At 71.4% G+C, this 13,022-nt stretch carries 14 protein-coding genes; 8 read left to right on the plus strand and 6 right to left on the minus strand.

What is annotated here, in order from left to right; genetic code table 11:
- Positions 1 to 1,005: LCP family protein (locus ACOJVU_RS10645; protein WP_421529750.1), on the minus strand; the 1,005-nt coding region annotated here is incomplete at its 3' end.
- A gap of 109 nt (positions 1,006 to 1,114) precedes the next feature.
- On the opposite strand from ACOJVU_RS10645, the gene rfbD reads away from it, so the two are divergent.
- The 3 genes from rfbD to ACOJVU_RS10660 are packed head-to-tail and all read left to right on the plus strand — an operon-like array spanning position 1,115 to position 4,048.
- Positions 1,115 to 2,086, plus strand: a complete 972-nt coding sequence (gene rfbD, locus ACOJVU_RS10650) for a dTDP-4-dehydrorhamnose reductase (RefSeq protein WP_421529751.1) — start codon at positions 1,115 to 1,117, stop codon at positions 2,084 to 2,086.
- Positions 2,087 to 2,096: 10 nt separating this feature from the next.
- Complete coding sequence (locus ACOJVU_RS10655; protein WP_421529762.1) at positions 2,097 to 2,969, plus strand: glycosyltransferase family 2 protein; 873 nt, start codon at positions 2,097 to 2,099, stop codon at positions 2,967 to 2,969.
- A 2-nt stretch (positions 2,970 to 2,971) separates the two neighbouring features.
- Positions 2,972 to 4,048, plus strand: coding sequence for a sugar phosphate nucleotidyltransferase (locus ACOJVU_RS10660; RefSeq protein ID WP_421529752.1), 1,077 nt, complete (start codon positions 2,972 to 2,974; stop codon positions 4,046 to 4,048).
- Here the strand turns inward: ACOJVU_RS10660 and ACOJVU_RS10665 are convergent.
- Genes ACOJVU_RS10665 through cofD form a run of 4 tightly spaced genes read right to left on the minus strand, consistent with a single transcriptional unit; the run spans position 4,030 to position 7,116 of the window.
- Entirely contained in the window at positions 4,030 to 4,602 is a 573-nt protein-coding gene (locus ACOJVU_RS10665; protein WP_421529753.1) for an NUDIX hydrolase, read from the minus strand. The two genes, ACOJVU_RS10660 and ACOJVU_RS10665, sit on opposite strands and share 19 nt — an antisense overlap.
- Positions 4,599 to 4,739, minus strand: a complete 141-nt coding sequence (locus ACOJVU_RS10670; protein ID WP_421529754.1) for a hypothetical protein — start codon at positions 4,737 to 4,739, stop codon at positions 4,599 to 4,601. The genes ACOJVU_RS10665 and ACOJVU_RS10670 overlap by 4 nt, the downstream gene beginning before the upstream one ends.
- Before the next feature lie 5 nt (positions 4,740 to 4,744).
- Positions 4,745 to 6,115 (minus strand): coenzyme F420-0:L-glutamate ligase, encoded by a 1,371-nt coding sequence (locus ACOJVU_RS10675; RefSeq protein WP_421529755.1) that lies wholly within the window; start codon positions 6,113 to 6,115, stop codon positions 4,745 to 4,747.
- Positions 6,112 to 7,116, minus strand: a complete 1,005-nt coding sequence (cofD, locus tag ACOJVU_RS10680) for a 2-phospho-L-lactate transferase (protein ID WP_421529756.1) — start codon at positions 7,114 to 7,116, stop codon at positions 6,112 to 6,114. The genes ACOJVU_RS10675 and cofD overlap by 4 nt, the downstream gene beginning before the upstream one ends.
- Before the next feature lie 470 nt (positions 7,117 to 7,586).
- Between cofD and ACOJVU_RS10685 the strand changes: the two genes are divergently transcribed.
- The gene (locus tag ACOJVU_RS10685; RefSeq protein WP_421529757.1) at positions 7,587 to 7,937 is read left to right on the plus strand and encodes a WhiB family transcriptional regulator; all 351 of its coding nucleotides are present in this window, start codon (positions 7,587 to 7,589) and stop codon (positions 7,935 to 7,937) included.
- A gap of 86 nt (positions 7,938 to 8,023) precedes the next feature.
- Here ACOJVU_RS10685 and ACOJVU_RS10690 read toward each other — a convergent pair whose 3' ends face one another.
- Complete coding sequence (locus ACOJVU_RS10690; RefSeq protein WP_421529763.1) at positions 8,024 to 8,446, minus strand: metallopeptidase family protein; 423 nt, start codon at positions 8,444 to 8,446, stop codon at positions 8,024 to 8,026.
- Positions 8,447 to 8,631: 185 nt separating this feature from the next.
- On the opposite strand from ACOJVU_RS10690, the gene ACOJVU_RS10695 reads away from it, so the two are divergent.
- The 4 genes from ACOJVU_RS10695 to manA all read left to right on the plus strand — a co-directional run bounded on the left by ACOJVU_RS10695 (position 8,632) and on the right by manA (position 12,989).
- On the plus strand, positions 8,632 to 9,066 hold the full coding sequence (locus tag ACOJVU_RS10695; RefSeq protein WP_421529758.1) for a DUF3499 domain-containing protein: 435 nt from the start codon (positions 8,632 to 8,634) through the stop codon (positions 9,064 to 9,066).
- A gap of 121 nt (positions 9,067 to 9,187) precedes the next feature.
- Positions 9,188 to 10,627, plus strand: coding sequence for a phosphomannomutase/phosphoglucomutase (locus ACOJVU_RS10700; protein WP_421529759.1), 1,440 nt, complete (start codon positions 9,188 to 9,190; stop codon positions 10,625 to 10,627).
- Positions 10,624 to 11,754 carry a TobH protein gene (locus ACOJVU_RS10705; protein ID WP_421529760.1) on the plus strand — a complete coding sequence of 377 codons (1,131 nt, stop codon included), beginning with the start codon at positions 10,624 to 10,626 and terminating at the stop codon, positions 11,752 to 11,754. The genes ACOJVU_RS10700 and ACOJVU_RS10705 overlap by 4 nt, the downstream gene beginning before the upstream one ends.
- 8 nt (positions 11,755 to 11,762) lie before the next feature.
- Entirely contained in the window at positions 11,763 to 12,989 is a 1,227-nt protein-coding gene (manA, locus tag ACOJVU_RS10710) for a mannose-6-phosphate isomerase, class I (protein ID WP_421529761.1), read from the plus strand.
- Positions 12,990 to 13,022 lie beyond the last annotated feature (33 nt).

Consider the following 13,022-nt stretch of genomic DNA (forward strand, 5'->3'; position numbering starts at 1 on the left):
GACCCAGTCCTGCACCTGGTGCGGGTCCACCCGCACCACGCTCTGCATGCCGTCGTCGCTCCAGCCGGCGCCGTCGAGCACCGGGATGGTGGCGAACGCGACATTGCCGCCGGCCAGTTTCTGCATCTGCTGCACGAAGTCCATCACGTCCCAGCCCGAGGACAACACCACCGAGCGCTGGACGGCGGCCTCCAGGCGCCGCAGCGTGGTGGGGCTCGACAGCGTCTTGCCGGAGATGACCCGGTGTGCGAGCGACGCCATGACGGCCTGCTGACGCACGACGCGGTCCAGGTCGCCGCGCGGCAGCTCGTGGCGCTGGCGTACGAAGCTGAGCGCCTCCGGGCCGGACAGGCGCTGCTGGCCGGCGGGGAAGTCTGCGCCCGAGAGCGGCTCGAAGACGGGCTCGTTGAGGCAGACATCCACGCCGCCGAGGGCGTCGGTGATCAAGGCGAAACCGAGCAGTCCGATCTCGGCGTAGTGGTCGACGGTGACCCCGGTGAGGTCGGCGACGGTCTTGATCAGCGCCTCCCGGCCGGCCTCGGTGCCCTGGGTCGCCGCGTGTTCGGCGGAGTCGCCTGCCTGGACCAGGTTGGCACGCCTGGTCTCCCGGGTCTGGCCGTAGACGCCGTTGATCTTCGTCTTGCCCAGGCCCGGGGCGGCGACGTAGGAGTCGCGCGGAATCGATATCGCGGTCGCCGACTTCCCGGTGTTGGGGATCCGGATGAGGATGATGGTGTCGGTGTTGGTCGCCTCCTCGTCGCCGGCCCGCAATGTCTCGAGCTCCTCGGCCGACAGGGGGTTGCCGTGAGCGTCGGTGCGGCTGTCCAGGCCCACCAGCAGGATGTCGATCGCGCCGTCGTCGCCGCCGTTGCCCAGCGAGGCGGCCGACATGTGGAAGATGCCGTCTTGAAAAGACCGCACATTGGTCCACGCGATCCCGGTGCCGAGAACGACCAGGACCGTCAGCGCGGTGGCAGCCACACGAACCACACGTTGCACTCCCATCCCTCTAGGTTACTTGCGACACAGCCGCTTCGCGGGTAGCGGGCGCCCGCGTGCCCCCGGCGTGACCCGGGCGTGACCCGCGCGTTTCGGGGCGTGCCACACTCGTGCCATGTCGGGCAGGATTGTGATCAGCGGGGCAGGGGGGCAACTGGGCAGCACCGTCGCGGCGTTGGCGGCCGACCAGGGCCGCCGGATGCGGGCATACACGTCGTCGCAGTGGGACATCACCGACCCGGCGGCGGCCGAAGAGTTCATCGGCGGCGGCGACATCGTGCTCAACTGCGCGGCGTACACCGACGTCGACGGCGCCGAGAGCGACCAGGCCCGTGCCTACGCGGTCAACGCCACCGGTCCCGAGCACCTGGCCAAGGCCTGCGCGCGGGCCGGCGCCCGGCTGATCCACGTCTCCACCGACTACGTATTCGGTGGCGGGGCCGTGGGTGGTGGGGCCTTGGGTGGCGGGGCCGTGGGTGGCGGGGCCGTGGGTGGCGGGGCCGGCGTCCCGGCCTCCCGTCCCTACGAGCCCGGCGACCCCACCGCGGCGGCGGGCGTGTACGGCCGCACCAAACTCGCCGGCGAACACGCGGTGCTCGCGGCGCTGCCGGACGCCCGGCAAGGCGTCGTCGTGCGCACCTCCTGGGTCTACACCGGCGGCACCGGCAAGGACTTCGTCGCCGTCATGCGCCGGCTGGCCGCCGGGGACGGTCCCGTCGACGTGGTCGACGACCAGACCGGCTCGCCGACCTACGTCGGGGACCTGGCCGCCGCGCTGCTGCAGATCGCCGACGACGGCGTGCCCGGCCCGGTCCTGCACGCCGCCAACGAGGGAGCGGTGTCCCGGTTCGGGCAGGCCCGGGCCGTATTCGAGCAGTGCGGCGCCGACCCGTCGCGGGTGCGCCCGGTCAGCACCGCGCAGTTTCCGCGGCCGGCGCCGCGGCCGGTCTATTCCGCGCTCGGCGCCGAGCAGTCCCGGGCGGCGGGCCTGCGGCCGCTGCGACCGTGGCGCGAGGCGCTGATCGTGGCGCTGTCGGCGGCCGGCGTCGCCGCGGGCGACCGACCGTTACCCTCGACGCGTGACTGACGTCGTGCCCGTGGTCACGGTGACCTATTCGCCGGGCCCGCACCTGGAGCGTTTCCTGGCGTCGTTGGCGCTGGCCACCGAGCGTCCCGTCGAAGTCCTGCTGGCCGACAACGGGTCGGTCGACGGGACGCCACAGGCGGCGCTCGAGCGCTACCCGAACGCGCGGCTGATCGAGACGGGGGCCAACCTCGGGTACGGCACCGCGGTCAACCTCGCCGTCGACCGGCTGGGGGAGAACGGGGCGGCCGACGACTGGGTGATCGTGGCCAACCCGGACGTGCAGTGGGGTCCGGGCAGCATCGACGCACTGCTCGACGCCGCCAACCGGTGGCCGCGGGCGGGCGCGCTGGGCCCACTGATCCGGGATCCCGACGGGTCGGTGTACCCGTCGGCACGTCACCTGCCCAGCCTGGTCCGCGGCGGGATGCACGCCGTGGTGGGACCCTTCTGGAAGGGCAACCCCTGGACGGCGGCCTACCGCCAGGACCGGCTCGAGCCCAGCGAGCGTCCGGTGGGCTGGCTGTCGGGGTCGTGTCTGCTGCTGCGCCGGTCGGCGTTTCGTCAGGTCGGGGGGTTCGACGAGCGCTACTTCATGTACATGGAGGACGTCGACCTCGGGGACCGCCTGGGCCGGGCCGGCTGGTGCAGCGTCTACGTGCCCTCGGCCGAGGTGCTCCACCACCGGGGCCACTCCACCGGGCACGACCCGGCGAGCCACCTGAGCGCTCATCACAAGAGCACCTACATCTTCCTGGCCGACCGGCATCCCGGATGGTGGCAGGCGCCGCTGCGCTGGACGCTGCGCGGGTCGCTGGAGGTGCGCGCCCGCCTGATGGTGCGCAACTCCCTGCGCCGCAGAAGACGTGACCTGGAAAGGCGCTAGAAGTGGCACAACGCTCGGTTGACGCGGTGATCCTGGTGGGCGGCAAGGGCACTCGGCTGCGGCCGCTGACCCTGTCGGCGCCCAAGCCGATGCTGCCGACCGCCGGGCTGCCCTTCCTCACCCATCTGCTGTCGCGGATCGCCGCGGCCGGGATCGAGCACGTGATCCTGGGCACGTCGTACCGGGCCGAGGTGTTCGAGGCCGAGTTCGGCGACGGGTCCAAGCTGGGCCTGCAGATCGAGTACGTGGCCGAGCCGAACCCGCTGGGGACCGGCGGCGGGATCGCCAACGTCGCGCCGAAGCTGCGCCACGACACCGTCATGGTGTTCAACGGCGACGTGCTGTCCGGCGCCGACCTGGGCGAGCTGCTCGAGTTCCACCAGACCAAGCAGGCCGACGTCACGCTGCACCTGGTGCGGGTCGGTGACCCGCGGGCGTTCGGGTGTGTGCCTACCGACGAGGATGACCGCGTCGCGGCGTTCCTGGAGAAGACGGAGGACCCACCTACCGACCAGATCAACGCAGGCTGCTACGTCTTCCGGCGTGAGGTGATCGACCGTATTCCCCGTGGCCGCGAGGTGTCGGTGGAACGCGAGGTGTTCCCGGCATTGCTGGACGACGACCTCAAGGTCTGCGGTTACGTCGACGCCACCTACTGGCGCGACATGGGCACTCCGGAGGACTTCGTGCGCGGGTCGGCGGATCTGGTGCGCGGCATCGCCCCGTCGCCGGCGCTGCACGGCCACCGCGGCGAGCAGTTGGTGCACGACGGCGCTGCGGTGTCGCCCGGCGCCGTACTCATCGGCGGCACGGTCGTCGGGAGAGGCGCCGAGATCGGCCCGGGGGTGCGGCTGGACGGCGCGGTGATCTTCGACGGCGTCAAGGTCGAGGCAGGAAGCGTGATCGAACGGTCGATCGTCGGCTTCGGGGTGCGCATCGGTCCGCGGGCGCTGATCCGCGACGGGGTGATCGGCGACGGCGCCGACATCGGCGCGCGCTGCGAGCTGCTGCGCGGTGCCCGAGTGTGGCCCGGCGTGGCCATTCCCGACGGCGGGATCCGCTACTCCTCGGACGTGTGAGTCTCGGCCTGGCGGCCCAGCGCTCGAGCCACCAAGTAGGCCAGCGCGTGATCGGTGCCCTCGGGTAGCTCCCCGGCCGGGAACCACCGAAGGTCCAGCGACTCCTCGCTGATGGCGATCTGCGCGCCGGGCGGCGCGTGCGCCACGAACTGCAGGTCGAGGTGTCGGGTCGGCACACCCAACGAGCAGGTGACCGGGTGGACGTGCACGGCGGCCAGCTCCGGCTCGATGCGCAGGCCGGCGATGCCGGATTCCTCGGTGGCCTCTCGCAGTGCCGCGGCGACGACGTCGGGGTCTCCGTCTTCCCCCTCGTCGCAGTGCCCGCCCATCTGCACCCAGCGGCGCAGTCGGTGGTGCAGTGTCAGCAGCACCCGGCCGCCGGTGTCGTCGAGTACCAGCGCCGACGCGGTCACGTGGCCGGGCTCGCAGTCGCGGCGGCAGGCGTCGGGGCGCGCGTGCAGGAAGGCCAGGACGGCGTGCCGCAGCGAATCCTGGGCCGGGTCGGGCGCGGCCCAGTCGGCGAGGACCGAGATCGCCGAGTCGCGAACGCTCACCTCGACACCCGCCTCCTCCGCCGATCGCGCAGCGCCGACCACGGCGCGCGGGCCGCCGACCGCGCCACCGCTTCCGCCACGGGGTAGCCGCCGCCAACGTCGTCGACCGCCGCCGGCTTGTCCGCGACCCCCGTCATCGGGGTCATTTCCTGATCAGCAGGTCCGCGACCGGGCCCGGCTCGCGCGGGTGGGCAGGCTGCTCGGCGTAGCCGATCGCGACCGCGCCCAGCGGCTCCCAGTCGCCGGGCAGGTCGAGCTCGGTGCGGACCAGGCCGGGGGCGAAGATCGTGGAGCCGATCCAGCAGCTGCCCAGGCCCCGCACCGCCAGCGCCACCAGCAGAGCCTGCACGGCCGCCCCGGCCGCGACCGTGAACATGGTGTGCTCGGCGTCGGTGCGGGCGGCGTCGGGATAGGTGTGGGCGCCGTCGGGAACCAGGAACGGGATGACGACTTCCGGTGCGTCGTAGAGGATCTGGCCGCGCGCCACCCGACGCTCTATGGCGTCGGCGGTCCTGCCGTCACGGGCGAGGTCGGTGCGCCAGCGGTCCTTCATCCGGTCCAGCAGCCGCAGCCGGATAGCCGGGGCGCACAGCCACACGAACCGCACCGGCCGCGTGTGGTGGGGGGTGGGCGCGGTGAGGGCCTCGGCGACGGCGGACTCGACGAGGTCGGGCGGCACCGCCTGACCGTCGAATCGGCGCACCGACCGGCGCACCAGCTGGGCCTGCCGGCGGCCCATGTCGAGGGCCTCGGCGGTACCGAGCCAGAACAGGTCTTCGGTGCCCGGCCGCAGCAGCCGCCGGGCTGTCGAGCCGTCGTCGGTGACGTGCAGGCCGCGCACGACGGCCACCGGCATCGCAGTCAGTTTGCCTTTGACCAGGTCGGCGGCGGCTGCTATCTCGTCGGCGACCGCGATCTCAGTGACCACCAGCTCGTTGCCGTGCCGGTCGACTGCCCCCGAATAGTTGTGCAGCACGGCCAGGCCGGCGGCGCCGATCGCCGCGTCGGTCTGGCCGTTGCGCCAGGCCCGCCCCATCGTGTCGGTGATGACCACCGCGACATCGACGCCCAGGCCCCGCCGCAGCCCCGCGCGCAGGGCCGCCGCGCTGGCGTCGGGGTCGATGGGCAGCAGCGCCAGCTCGTTGCGGCCGACGTTGGATCCGTCCACGCCTGCGGCGGCCTGGACCAGACCCAGCCGGCTCTCGGTGATCAGGGTGCGGCCCTTGCGCGCCAGCACGCGCACCGCTTCGTCGTTGACCAGCCGGCGCCGCAGTCGGTCCCGCTCCTCGGCGTCCTGCGGTGCCGCCACCAGCCGACCCTCACACTTGGACACCGCCTTGCTGGTCACCACCACGACGTCGCCATCGCGCAGCCAGGGTGCGGCCGTGGCGACGGCCGCGGTGAGGTCGTCGCCGGGCCGGAACTCGGGGAGCCCGGTCACCGGAAGGATCTCGACCGCCGCCGCGGCGCCGTGCTCGCCGGACCGGGGCGAGGTCGAGCCCGGGCCGGTCACGTGCTCACGCCCGCGAGGTCGAGCCCGGCGGCGACCATGTCGGCCGTGGCCTGCGGGTCGGTCATCAACAGCGGAGCCGAACGCACCGTCACGCCCTCGATGTCGGCCTTGAAGTCGGCCACGTCACCCTCGTGCACCAGCCAGCCATCCAGGATCCCGGTGCCCGAACGCGCCCCGTAGTGGCGGCCGACGGCCTCCGCGGTGGATTCGACCCCGAGCACGGACAGGCAGGTATCGGCCATGCCGCGCAGCGGCTTTCCGCCGATGATCGGCGAGTAGCCGACGACCGGGGCGGTGGCGGCGCGCAGCGCACCCCGGATGCCGGGGACCGCCAGGATGGCGCCGACGCTGACCACGGGGTTGGACGGAGCCAGCAGGATGACGTCGGCTTCGGTGATGGCCGCCACGGCTTCATCTGTGGCGCTGGCCTTTTCGGCGCCGACGAACGCGAAGCTGTGCGTGGGCACCTGGGCCCGGTAGCGCACCCACCACTCCTGGAAGTGGATTGCGCGCCGGCTCTCGTCGGCCGGGTCGGTGATCACGACGTGAGTCTCGCACCGCTCGTTGCTGGCCGGCAGCAGCCGAGCGCCCGGTTGCCAGCGGTCGCACAGCGCCGTGGTGATCTGCGTCAGCGGGTAGCCGGCGCCCAGCATCTGGGTGCGCACCAAATGGGTGCCCAGGTCGCGGTCGCCCAGCATGAACCAGTCCGGCTGCACGCCGTACCGTGCCAATTCCTCTTTGGCGTGCCAGGTTTCGTCGCGGTGACCCCACCCACGCTCCGGGTCCACACCATCGCCTAAGGTGTACATGCAAGTGTCCAGATCCGGGCACACGCGTACCCCGTGGATCCAGGCGTCGTCGCCGATGTTGACGACCGCGGTCAGTTCGTGGTCGGCCGCCGACTCCCCCCGTGCCTCGGAACGGCCCAGCCCCAGCAGCTGCCGGGCCCCCAGCAGAAAGCGAGCGCCGCCGACCCCGCCGACCAGAACGGTGAGCTTCACTTGATCTTCACAGGGCACGACAGTACCGGCCGTCCACGGCACGGTTGCGGGCCCTCATGGGCCCACGTGGCGGGCCCATGAGGGCCTCCGGGAACCGGAGTTCGGAAACGGTTGCGACAGTTGTGATCGACACGCCGAGGGTCCAAGGCAACAGAAACGCCGAAATTTCGTCACGAGATGATATTGAAACGCCGTCCAACGCTTGACCGGGCACATCAACCCGTGTCTAATCACAACAGTGTCATTTCCCGGTTGGCCGGCCGTTCCCGGTGTCGCAGACCGAGATTCGATCACTTGTTCGAATGTTCGAATTGTCTGTACATCAGGACACTCTGTACATCAGAACAGTCTGTACATCAGAACAGTCTGTACATCAGAACAGTGGGAAACCTTCACCCTTATCGATCACGTTAAGGTCAATCAGCCTGAGGAGGCGGAAACGCATGTCCTACGAACACCTTCGGGGCGTTATGGCAAGCACACCGCACACCACGTTCGGTTCGGCTCCGGCGGTTCTCGTGCGGCCACACCTGACTGTGGTTCCTGATGCTCCGGTTTCTGATGCGCCGATCGCATTCGAAACCGAGTCGGTGCCGCTGACGCCGGACCAATGGCAGGACCGGGCGCTGTGTGCGCAGACCGATCCCGAGGCGTTCTTCCCCGAGAAGGGGGGCTCCACCCGTGAGGCCAAGAAGATCTGCCTGGGCTGCGAGGTGCGTAGCGAGTGCCTCGACTACGCGCTGGCGCACGACGAGCGTTTCGGTATCTGGGGCGGTCTCTCCGAACGGGAGCGTCGCCGCCTCAAGCGCGGCGTCATCTGAAGCGCGGCGTCATCTGAAGTGCCGCGTCATCTGAAGTGCCGCGTCACCTGAAGCGCGGTGCAATTCGCGGCCAGCGCAATTCGCGGTCAGTCGTCATCGATCATGGGGTCGATGACCGAGGGCTCGACGTCCAGATAGACGGCCACCTGAGCCACCAGGATCTCGTGCAGCAACTCGGTGAGTTCGACGGTGTCTTTTGCCCGTCGCTCGATCGGCTTGCGGAACAACACAATTCGTGCCCGTGTGGCGTTGCCGCGGACGTCCACCCCGGCCGGGATCAAGCGGGCCAGTGCGATCGGGCCGTCGGCGACGACTTCGGGCGGCCACTGCACGCTCTGCGGATCCTTGGCCGCGATGCGGGGGATTTCGTCGACGGCGACGTCGAGGTCGGTCAGCCGGTCCTGCCAGCGCCGTTCGATGGGCTCGTAGGTTTCCAGGACCGTCATGTCGAACCGCTCGGCCCGGCTGCGCCACCCCGGCACCGTCGGCGGCAGCAGCGGCCCGCGCATGTCCCGGCCCCGCCGAGTGACCCGGGTTGCACCGGCCCGGTTCCTCGACCGGTCGTTGCGGCCGAAGCTGCGCGGGTCGCCGCGGGAATCACTCATCGGGCAGATGGTAACGGTTGGACATCGCGGGCCGAACGGTTGCGCGTGTCCGGCGCTTCGGCGGCGTTTGTCCACGATAACCTTTCGGCGTGAACGTTCCCCGTCGCTGTTGCCGGCCCGGGTGTCCGCACTACGCCGTGGCGACTTTGACGTTCGTCTATTCGGATTCCACGGCCGTGGTGGGTCCACTCGCCACCGCGCGGGAGCCGCATTCGTGGGATCTGTGCGTCGGCCACGCCGGCCGGATCACCGCTCCCCGCGGGTGGGATCTGGTGCGCCACGCCGGCCCGCTGCCCACCCATCCCGAGGAGGACGACCTGGTCGCCCTGGCCGACGCGGTGCGTGAGGGTGGGCCCGGCCAGGCATGCCTGCCCGGTGTTCCGCAGCGCGGCTTCTCCGAGCCCCAGGTCCATCACGCCGGTGTCCACGCCACCGCGCCCAGTGGCGGTGTGCTGGCCCCTCCCGAGCACCGGTCCGGGCGCCGCCGAGGGCACCTGCGCGTGCTGCCCGATCCCACCGACTAGGCGCACCGGCCGCGTCTGCGCGTGGCGTCGGGGCCCGCGCACCGTGGCAGCCGGTATCCCCGGGGGGGTTATAGGCTGACGGCCAAGAGGCGAAGCAATCCATGGCGTCAGGAGGCCCGGCATGTCTCGGTCCGCCGCGACTGTTCACCGTGTCGTCAAGGCCTACGACGTGCGTGGGCTGGTCGGTGATGAACTCGACGAACCACTGGTCACCGACCTGGGGGCGGCGTTCGCCAGGCTGGTGCGTGCTGAGGGCGCGCACCAGATGGTGATCGGCCACGACATGCGGGAGAGCTCACCGGCGCTGGCGGCGGCGTTCGCCGCCGGCGCCACGGGGCAGGGCCTGGACGTGGTCCGTATCGGTCTGGCATCCACCGACCAGTTGTACTTCGCCTCGGGGCTGCTGGACTGTCCCGGCGCGATGTTCACCGCCAGCCACAACCCCGCGGCCTACAACGGCATCAAGCTGTGCCGCGCCGGGGCGAAACCCGTCGGCGCCGACACCGGGCTGGACGTCATCGGCGCCGACGTGATCGCCGGGGTCGCAGCCCATGGTGGGAGCCCGGGCTCAGTCACCGATCGCGACGTCCTCGCCGACTATGGCGCCTACCTGCGTTCCCTGGTGAACACCTCCGGGCTGCGACCGCTGCGGGTGGCCGTGGACGCCGGCAACGGGATGGCCGGCCACACCGCGCCCGCGGTGTTCGGGGCGGTCGAGTCGATCAGGTTGTTGCCGTTGTACTTCGAACTCGACGGCTCGTTCCCTCATCACGAGGCCAACCCACTCGACCCCGCCAACCTGGTGGACCTGCAGGCGTATGTGCGCGACACCGGCGCCGATATCGGGCTGGCGTTCGACGGAGACGCCGACCGCTGCTTCGTGGTCGACGAGCGCGGCGAGCCGGTGGCGCCGTCGACGGTGACCGGCCTGGTGGCCGCGCGCGAGCTGAAGCGGGAGATCGGCGCGACCGTCATCCACAACGTGATCACCTCGCGCGCGGTGCCCGAACTGGTCACCGAGCGGGGCGGCACACCGCTGCGCTCGCGGGTCGGCCACTCCTACATCAAGGCGCTGATGGCCGACACCGGCGCGATCTTCGGCGGCGAGCACTCGGCCCACTACTACTTCCGCGACTTCTGGGGTGCCGACTCGGGGATGCTGGCCGCGCTGTACGTGCTGACCGCCCTGGGCGAGCAGGAGCGGCCGCTGTCGGAGCTGACCGCCGACTACCGGCGCTACGAGTCCTCCGGCGAAATCAACTTCACGGTGGCCGACGCGCCGCGGTGCGTGGAGGCCGTGCTGAAGTCGTTCGGCCCCCGGATCCACTCTCTCGATCACCTCGACGGGGTGACGGTCGACTTGGGCGACGGCAGCTGGTTCAACCTGCGCAGTTCGAACACCGAGCCGCTGCTGCGGCTCAACGTCGAGGCCCGCAGCGTCGAGGATGTGGCCGCCGTCGTCGATCAGGTCCGGGCGGAGATCGACGCGGAGATCGACGCGGGGATCGACGCGGGGATCGACGCGGTGATCGCGGCGGTACCGGGAGGCGCCGGACCGTGAGCGCGACCCGGGCGATTGATCTCGAAGACGCCGAGGGTCTGCTGACCGCCGACCGGGACGGCCTGCTGCGTGCCGCGTCGTCGGCCGGCGCGCAGGTGCGTGCCATCGACGCCGCTGCCGAGGAGGGCGCGCTGGACCCGCTGCGCGTCGACCACCCTCCGCGCAGCGTGATCTGGGTGGCCGGCCGCGGGACCGCCGAGACTGCCGGAGCGATCCTGGCCGCGACGCTGGGCGGGCAGGTCTGCGCCCCGATCGCGGTTGTCGGTGAGGCGCCGCCGTGGGTCGGTCCGCTTGACGTGCTCATCGTCGCCGGTGACGATCCCGGCGACCCGGCGCTGGTCACGTCCGCGGCGATCGGGGTGCGCCGCGGGGCGCGGGTCGCCGTGGCGGCACCGTACGAGGGTCCGCTGCGCGATTCCACCGCCGGGCGGGTCGCCGTGCTCGCCCCGCGCCTGCGGGTTCCCGACGAGTTCGGGCTGTGCCGCTACCTGGCCGCCGGCCTGGCCGCGCTGCGCACCGTGGACCCCAGAACCGGTATCCAGCTGGGGCGGCTCGCCGACGAACTGGACGCCGAGGCCCTGCGAAACAGCGCCGGTCGCGACCTGTTCACCAACCCGGCCAAGACCATCGCCGCGCGGATATCCGGTCACCGGGTCGCGTTGGCCGGTGACTGCGCCGCCACGCTCGCCGTGGCGCGACACGGCAGTTCGATCCTGTTGCGGATCGCGCACGAGGTGGTCGCCGCCGCCGGGCTCGCCGACGCTGTGACGGCGCTGCGCGCCCCCAGCGGCCAAGGCTCCGACCGTTTCGGTGGCGCCCACCCCCCGGTGGACGCGCTCTTTCACGACGAACAGATCGACGGCCCGCTGCCCGAGCGGCTCCGGGTGCTCGCGCTCACCCTGGCCGCCGAACGCACGGTGGTGGCGGCGCGCGTCGCCGTTGGCGGGGACGTCCACCTGGTCTGCGCCGAGGACGTGCCGGATGCGCCCGGCACCCAGGCCGCACCAGGCGGCGCCGCCGGTGGTGAGCGCAAGTCGGCCGGCGCTGGGAGCGACTGGCAGCAACTGGCAGTATTAGCCGTCCGGCTGGAGATGGCCGCGGTTTACCTGCGACTGGTGCGGGGATAGATACACACGTGGAACTGCTACGCGGGGCTTTGAGGACGTATGCATGGGGGTCGCGTACCACCATCGCCGAGTTCACCGGCCGGACGGTGCCGGCGGCCCACCCAGAGGCCGAGCTCTGGTTCGGCGCGCACCCCGGCGATCCGGCCTGGCTGGAAACCGAGGACGGCGAGGTCTCGTTGCTGGACGCGCTGGTCGCCGATCCGGACGGGCAGCTCGGGCCCGGCTCGCGCGCCCGGTTCGGTGATGTGCTGCCGTTTTTGGTGAAGGTGCTGGCGGCCGACGAGCCGCTGTCGCTCCAGGCCCATCCCAGTGCCGAGCAGGCGGTCGAGGGTTACCTGCGCGAGGAGCGACTGGGCATCCCGGTGAACTCCCCGGTCCGCAACTACCGCGACACCTCCCACAAGCCCGAGTTGTTGGTCGCGCTGCAGCCTTTCGAGGCGCTGGCCGGGTTCCGTCGGGCCGCGCGCACCGCGGAGCTGCTGCGGGCGCTGGCGACCGCCGAGCTGGACCCCTACATCGAGCTGCTCAACGACCAGTCCGACGCCGACGGCCTGCGTGCCCTGTTCACGACCTGGATCACTGCGCCCCAGCCCGACCTCGACGCGCTGGTCGCGGCCGTGCTGGACGGCGCGATCGCCTACGTGAGTTCCGGCGCGACCGAGTTCGCGGAGGAGATCAAGACGGTGCTCGAGCTCGGCGAACGCTATCCGGGCGACGCCGGGGTGCTGGCGTCGCTGCTGTTGAACCGCATCAGCCTGGCACCGGGTGAGGCGATCTTCGTGCCGGCCGGCAACCTGCACACCTATCTGCGGGGTTTCGCCGTCGAGGTGATGGCCAACTCCGACAACGTGCTGCGCGGCGGCCTGACTCCCAAGCATGTCGACGTGCCTGAACTGCTGCGGGTGCTGGACTTTCGCCCCACCGCCGAGGAATGCCTGCGCTCGCATGTCCGCCGCGAGGGGCTCGGGATGGTGTACGAGACCCCCACCGAGGAGTTCGCGGTTGCGCTGCTGGCGCTGGAAGGCGAGTACCTGGGGCACGAGGTCGACGCGCCGTGCAGCCACGAGGGACCGCAGGTCCTACTGTGCACCGAGGGGTCCACGACGGTGCACGGCAAGTCCGGCTCACTCACGTTGCGGCGCGGGATGGCCGCCTGGGTGGCCGCCGACGACGGCCCGATCCGGCTCGTCGCGCGCGAGTCCGCCACGCTGTTCAGGGTGACCGTCGGGCTGTGACGCCCCGCCGGTCCTCCCCAAGGCGGTGAGCGC

Origin of the sequence: Mycobacterium sp. THU-M104, from assembly GCF_049197365.1 — a bacterium.
In the GTDB taxonomy this organism is placed as follows: domain Bacteria; phylum Actinomycetota; class Actinomycetes; order Mycobacteriales; family Mycobacteriaceae; genus Mycobacterium.

Bases quoted from the DNA above. Each gene is read 5' to 3' on its own strand.
- rfbD (WP_421529751.1), top strand. From the start codon at position 1,115: ATGTCGGGCAGGATTGTGATCAGCGGGGCAGGGGGGCAACTGGGCAGC.
- ACOJVU_RS10670 (WP_421529754.1), bottom strand. From the start codon at position 4,739: ATGACGGGGGTCGCGGACAAGCCGGCGGCGGTCGACGACGTTGGCGGC.
- ACOJVU_RS10685 (WP_421529757.1), top strand. From the start codon at position 7,587: ATGGCAAGCACACCGCACACCACGTTCGGTTCGGCTCCGGCGGTTCTC.
- ACOJVU_RS10690 (WP_421529763.1), bottom strand. From the start codon at position 8,446: ATGCGCGGGCCGCTGCTGCCGCCGACGGTGCCGGGGTGGCGCAGCCGG.
- ACOJVU_RS10700 (WP_421529759.1), top strand. From the start codon at position 9,188: ATGTCTCGGTCCGCCGCGACTGTTCACCGTGTCGTCAAGGCCTACGAC.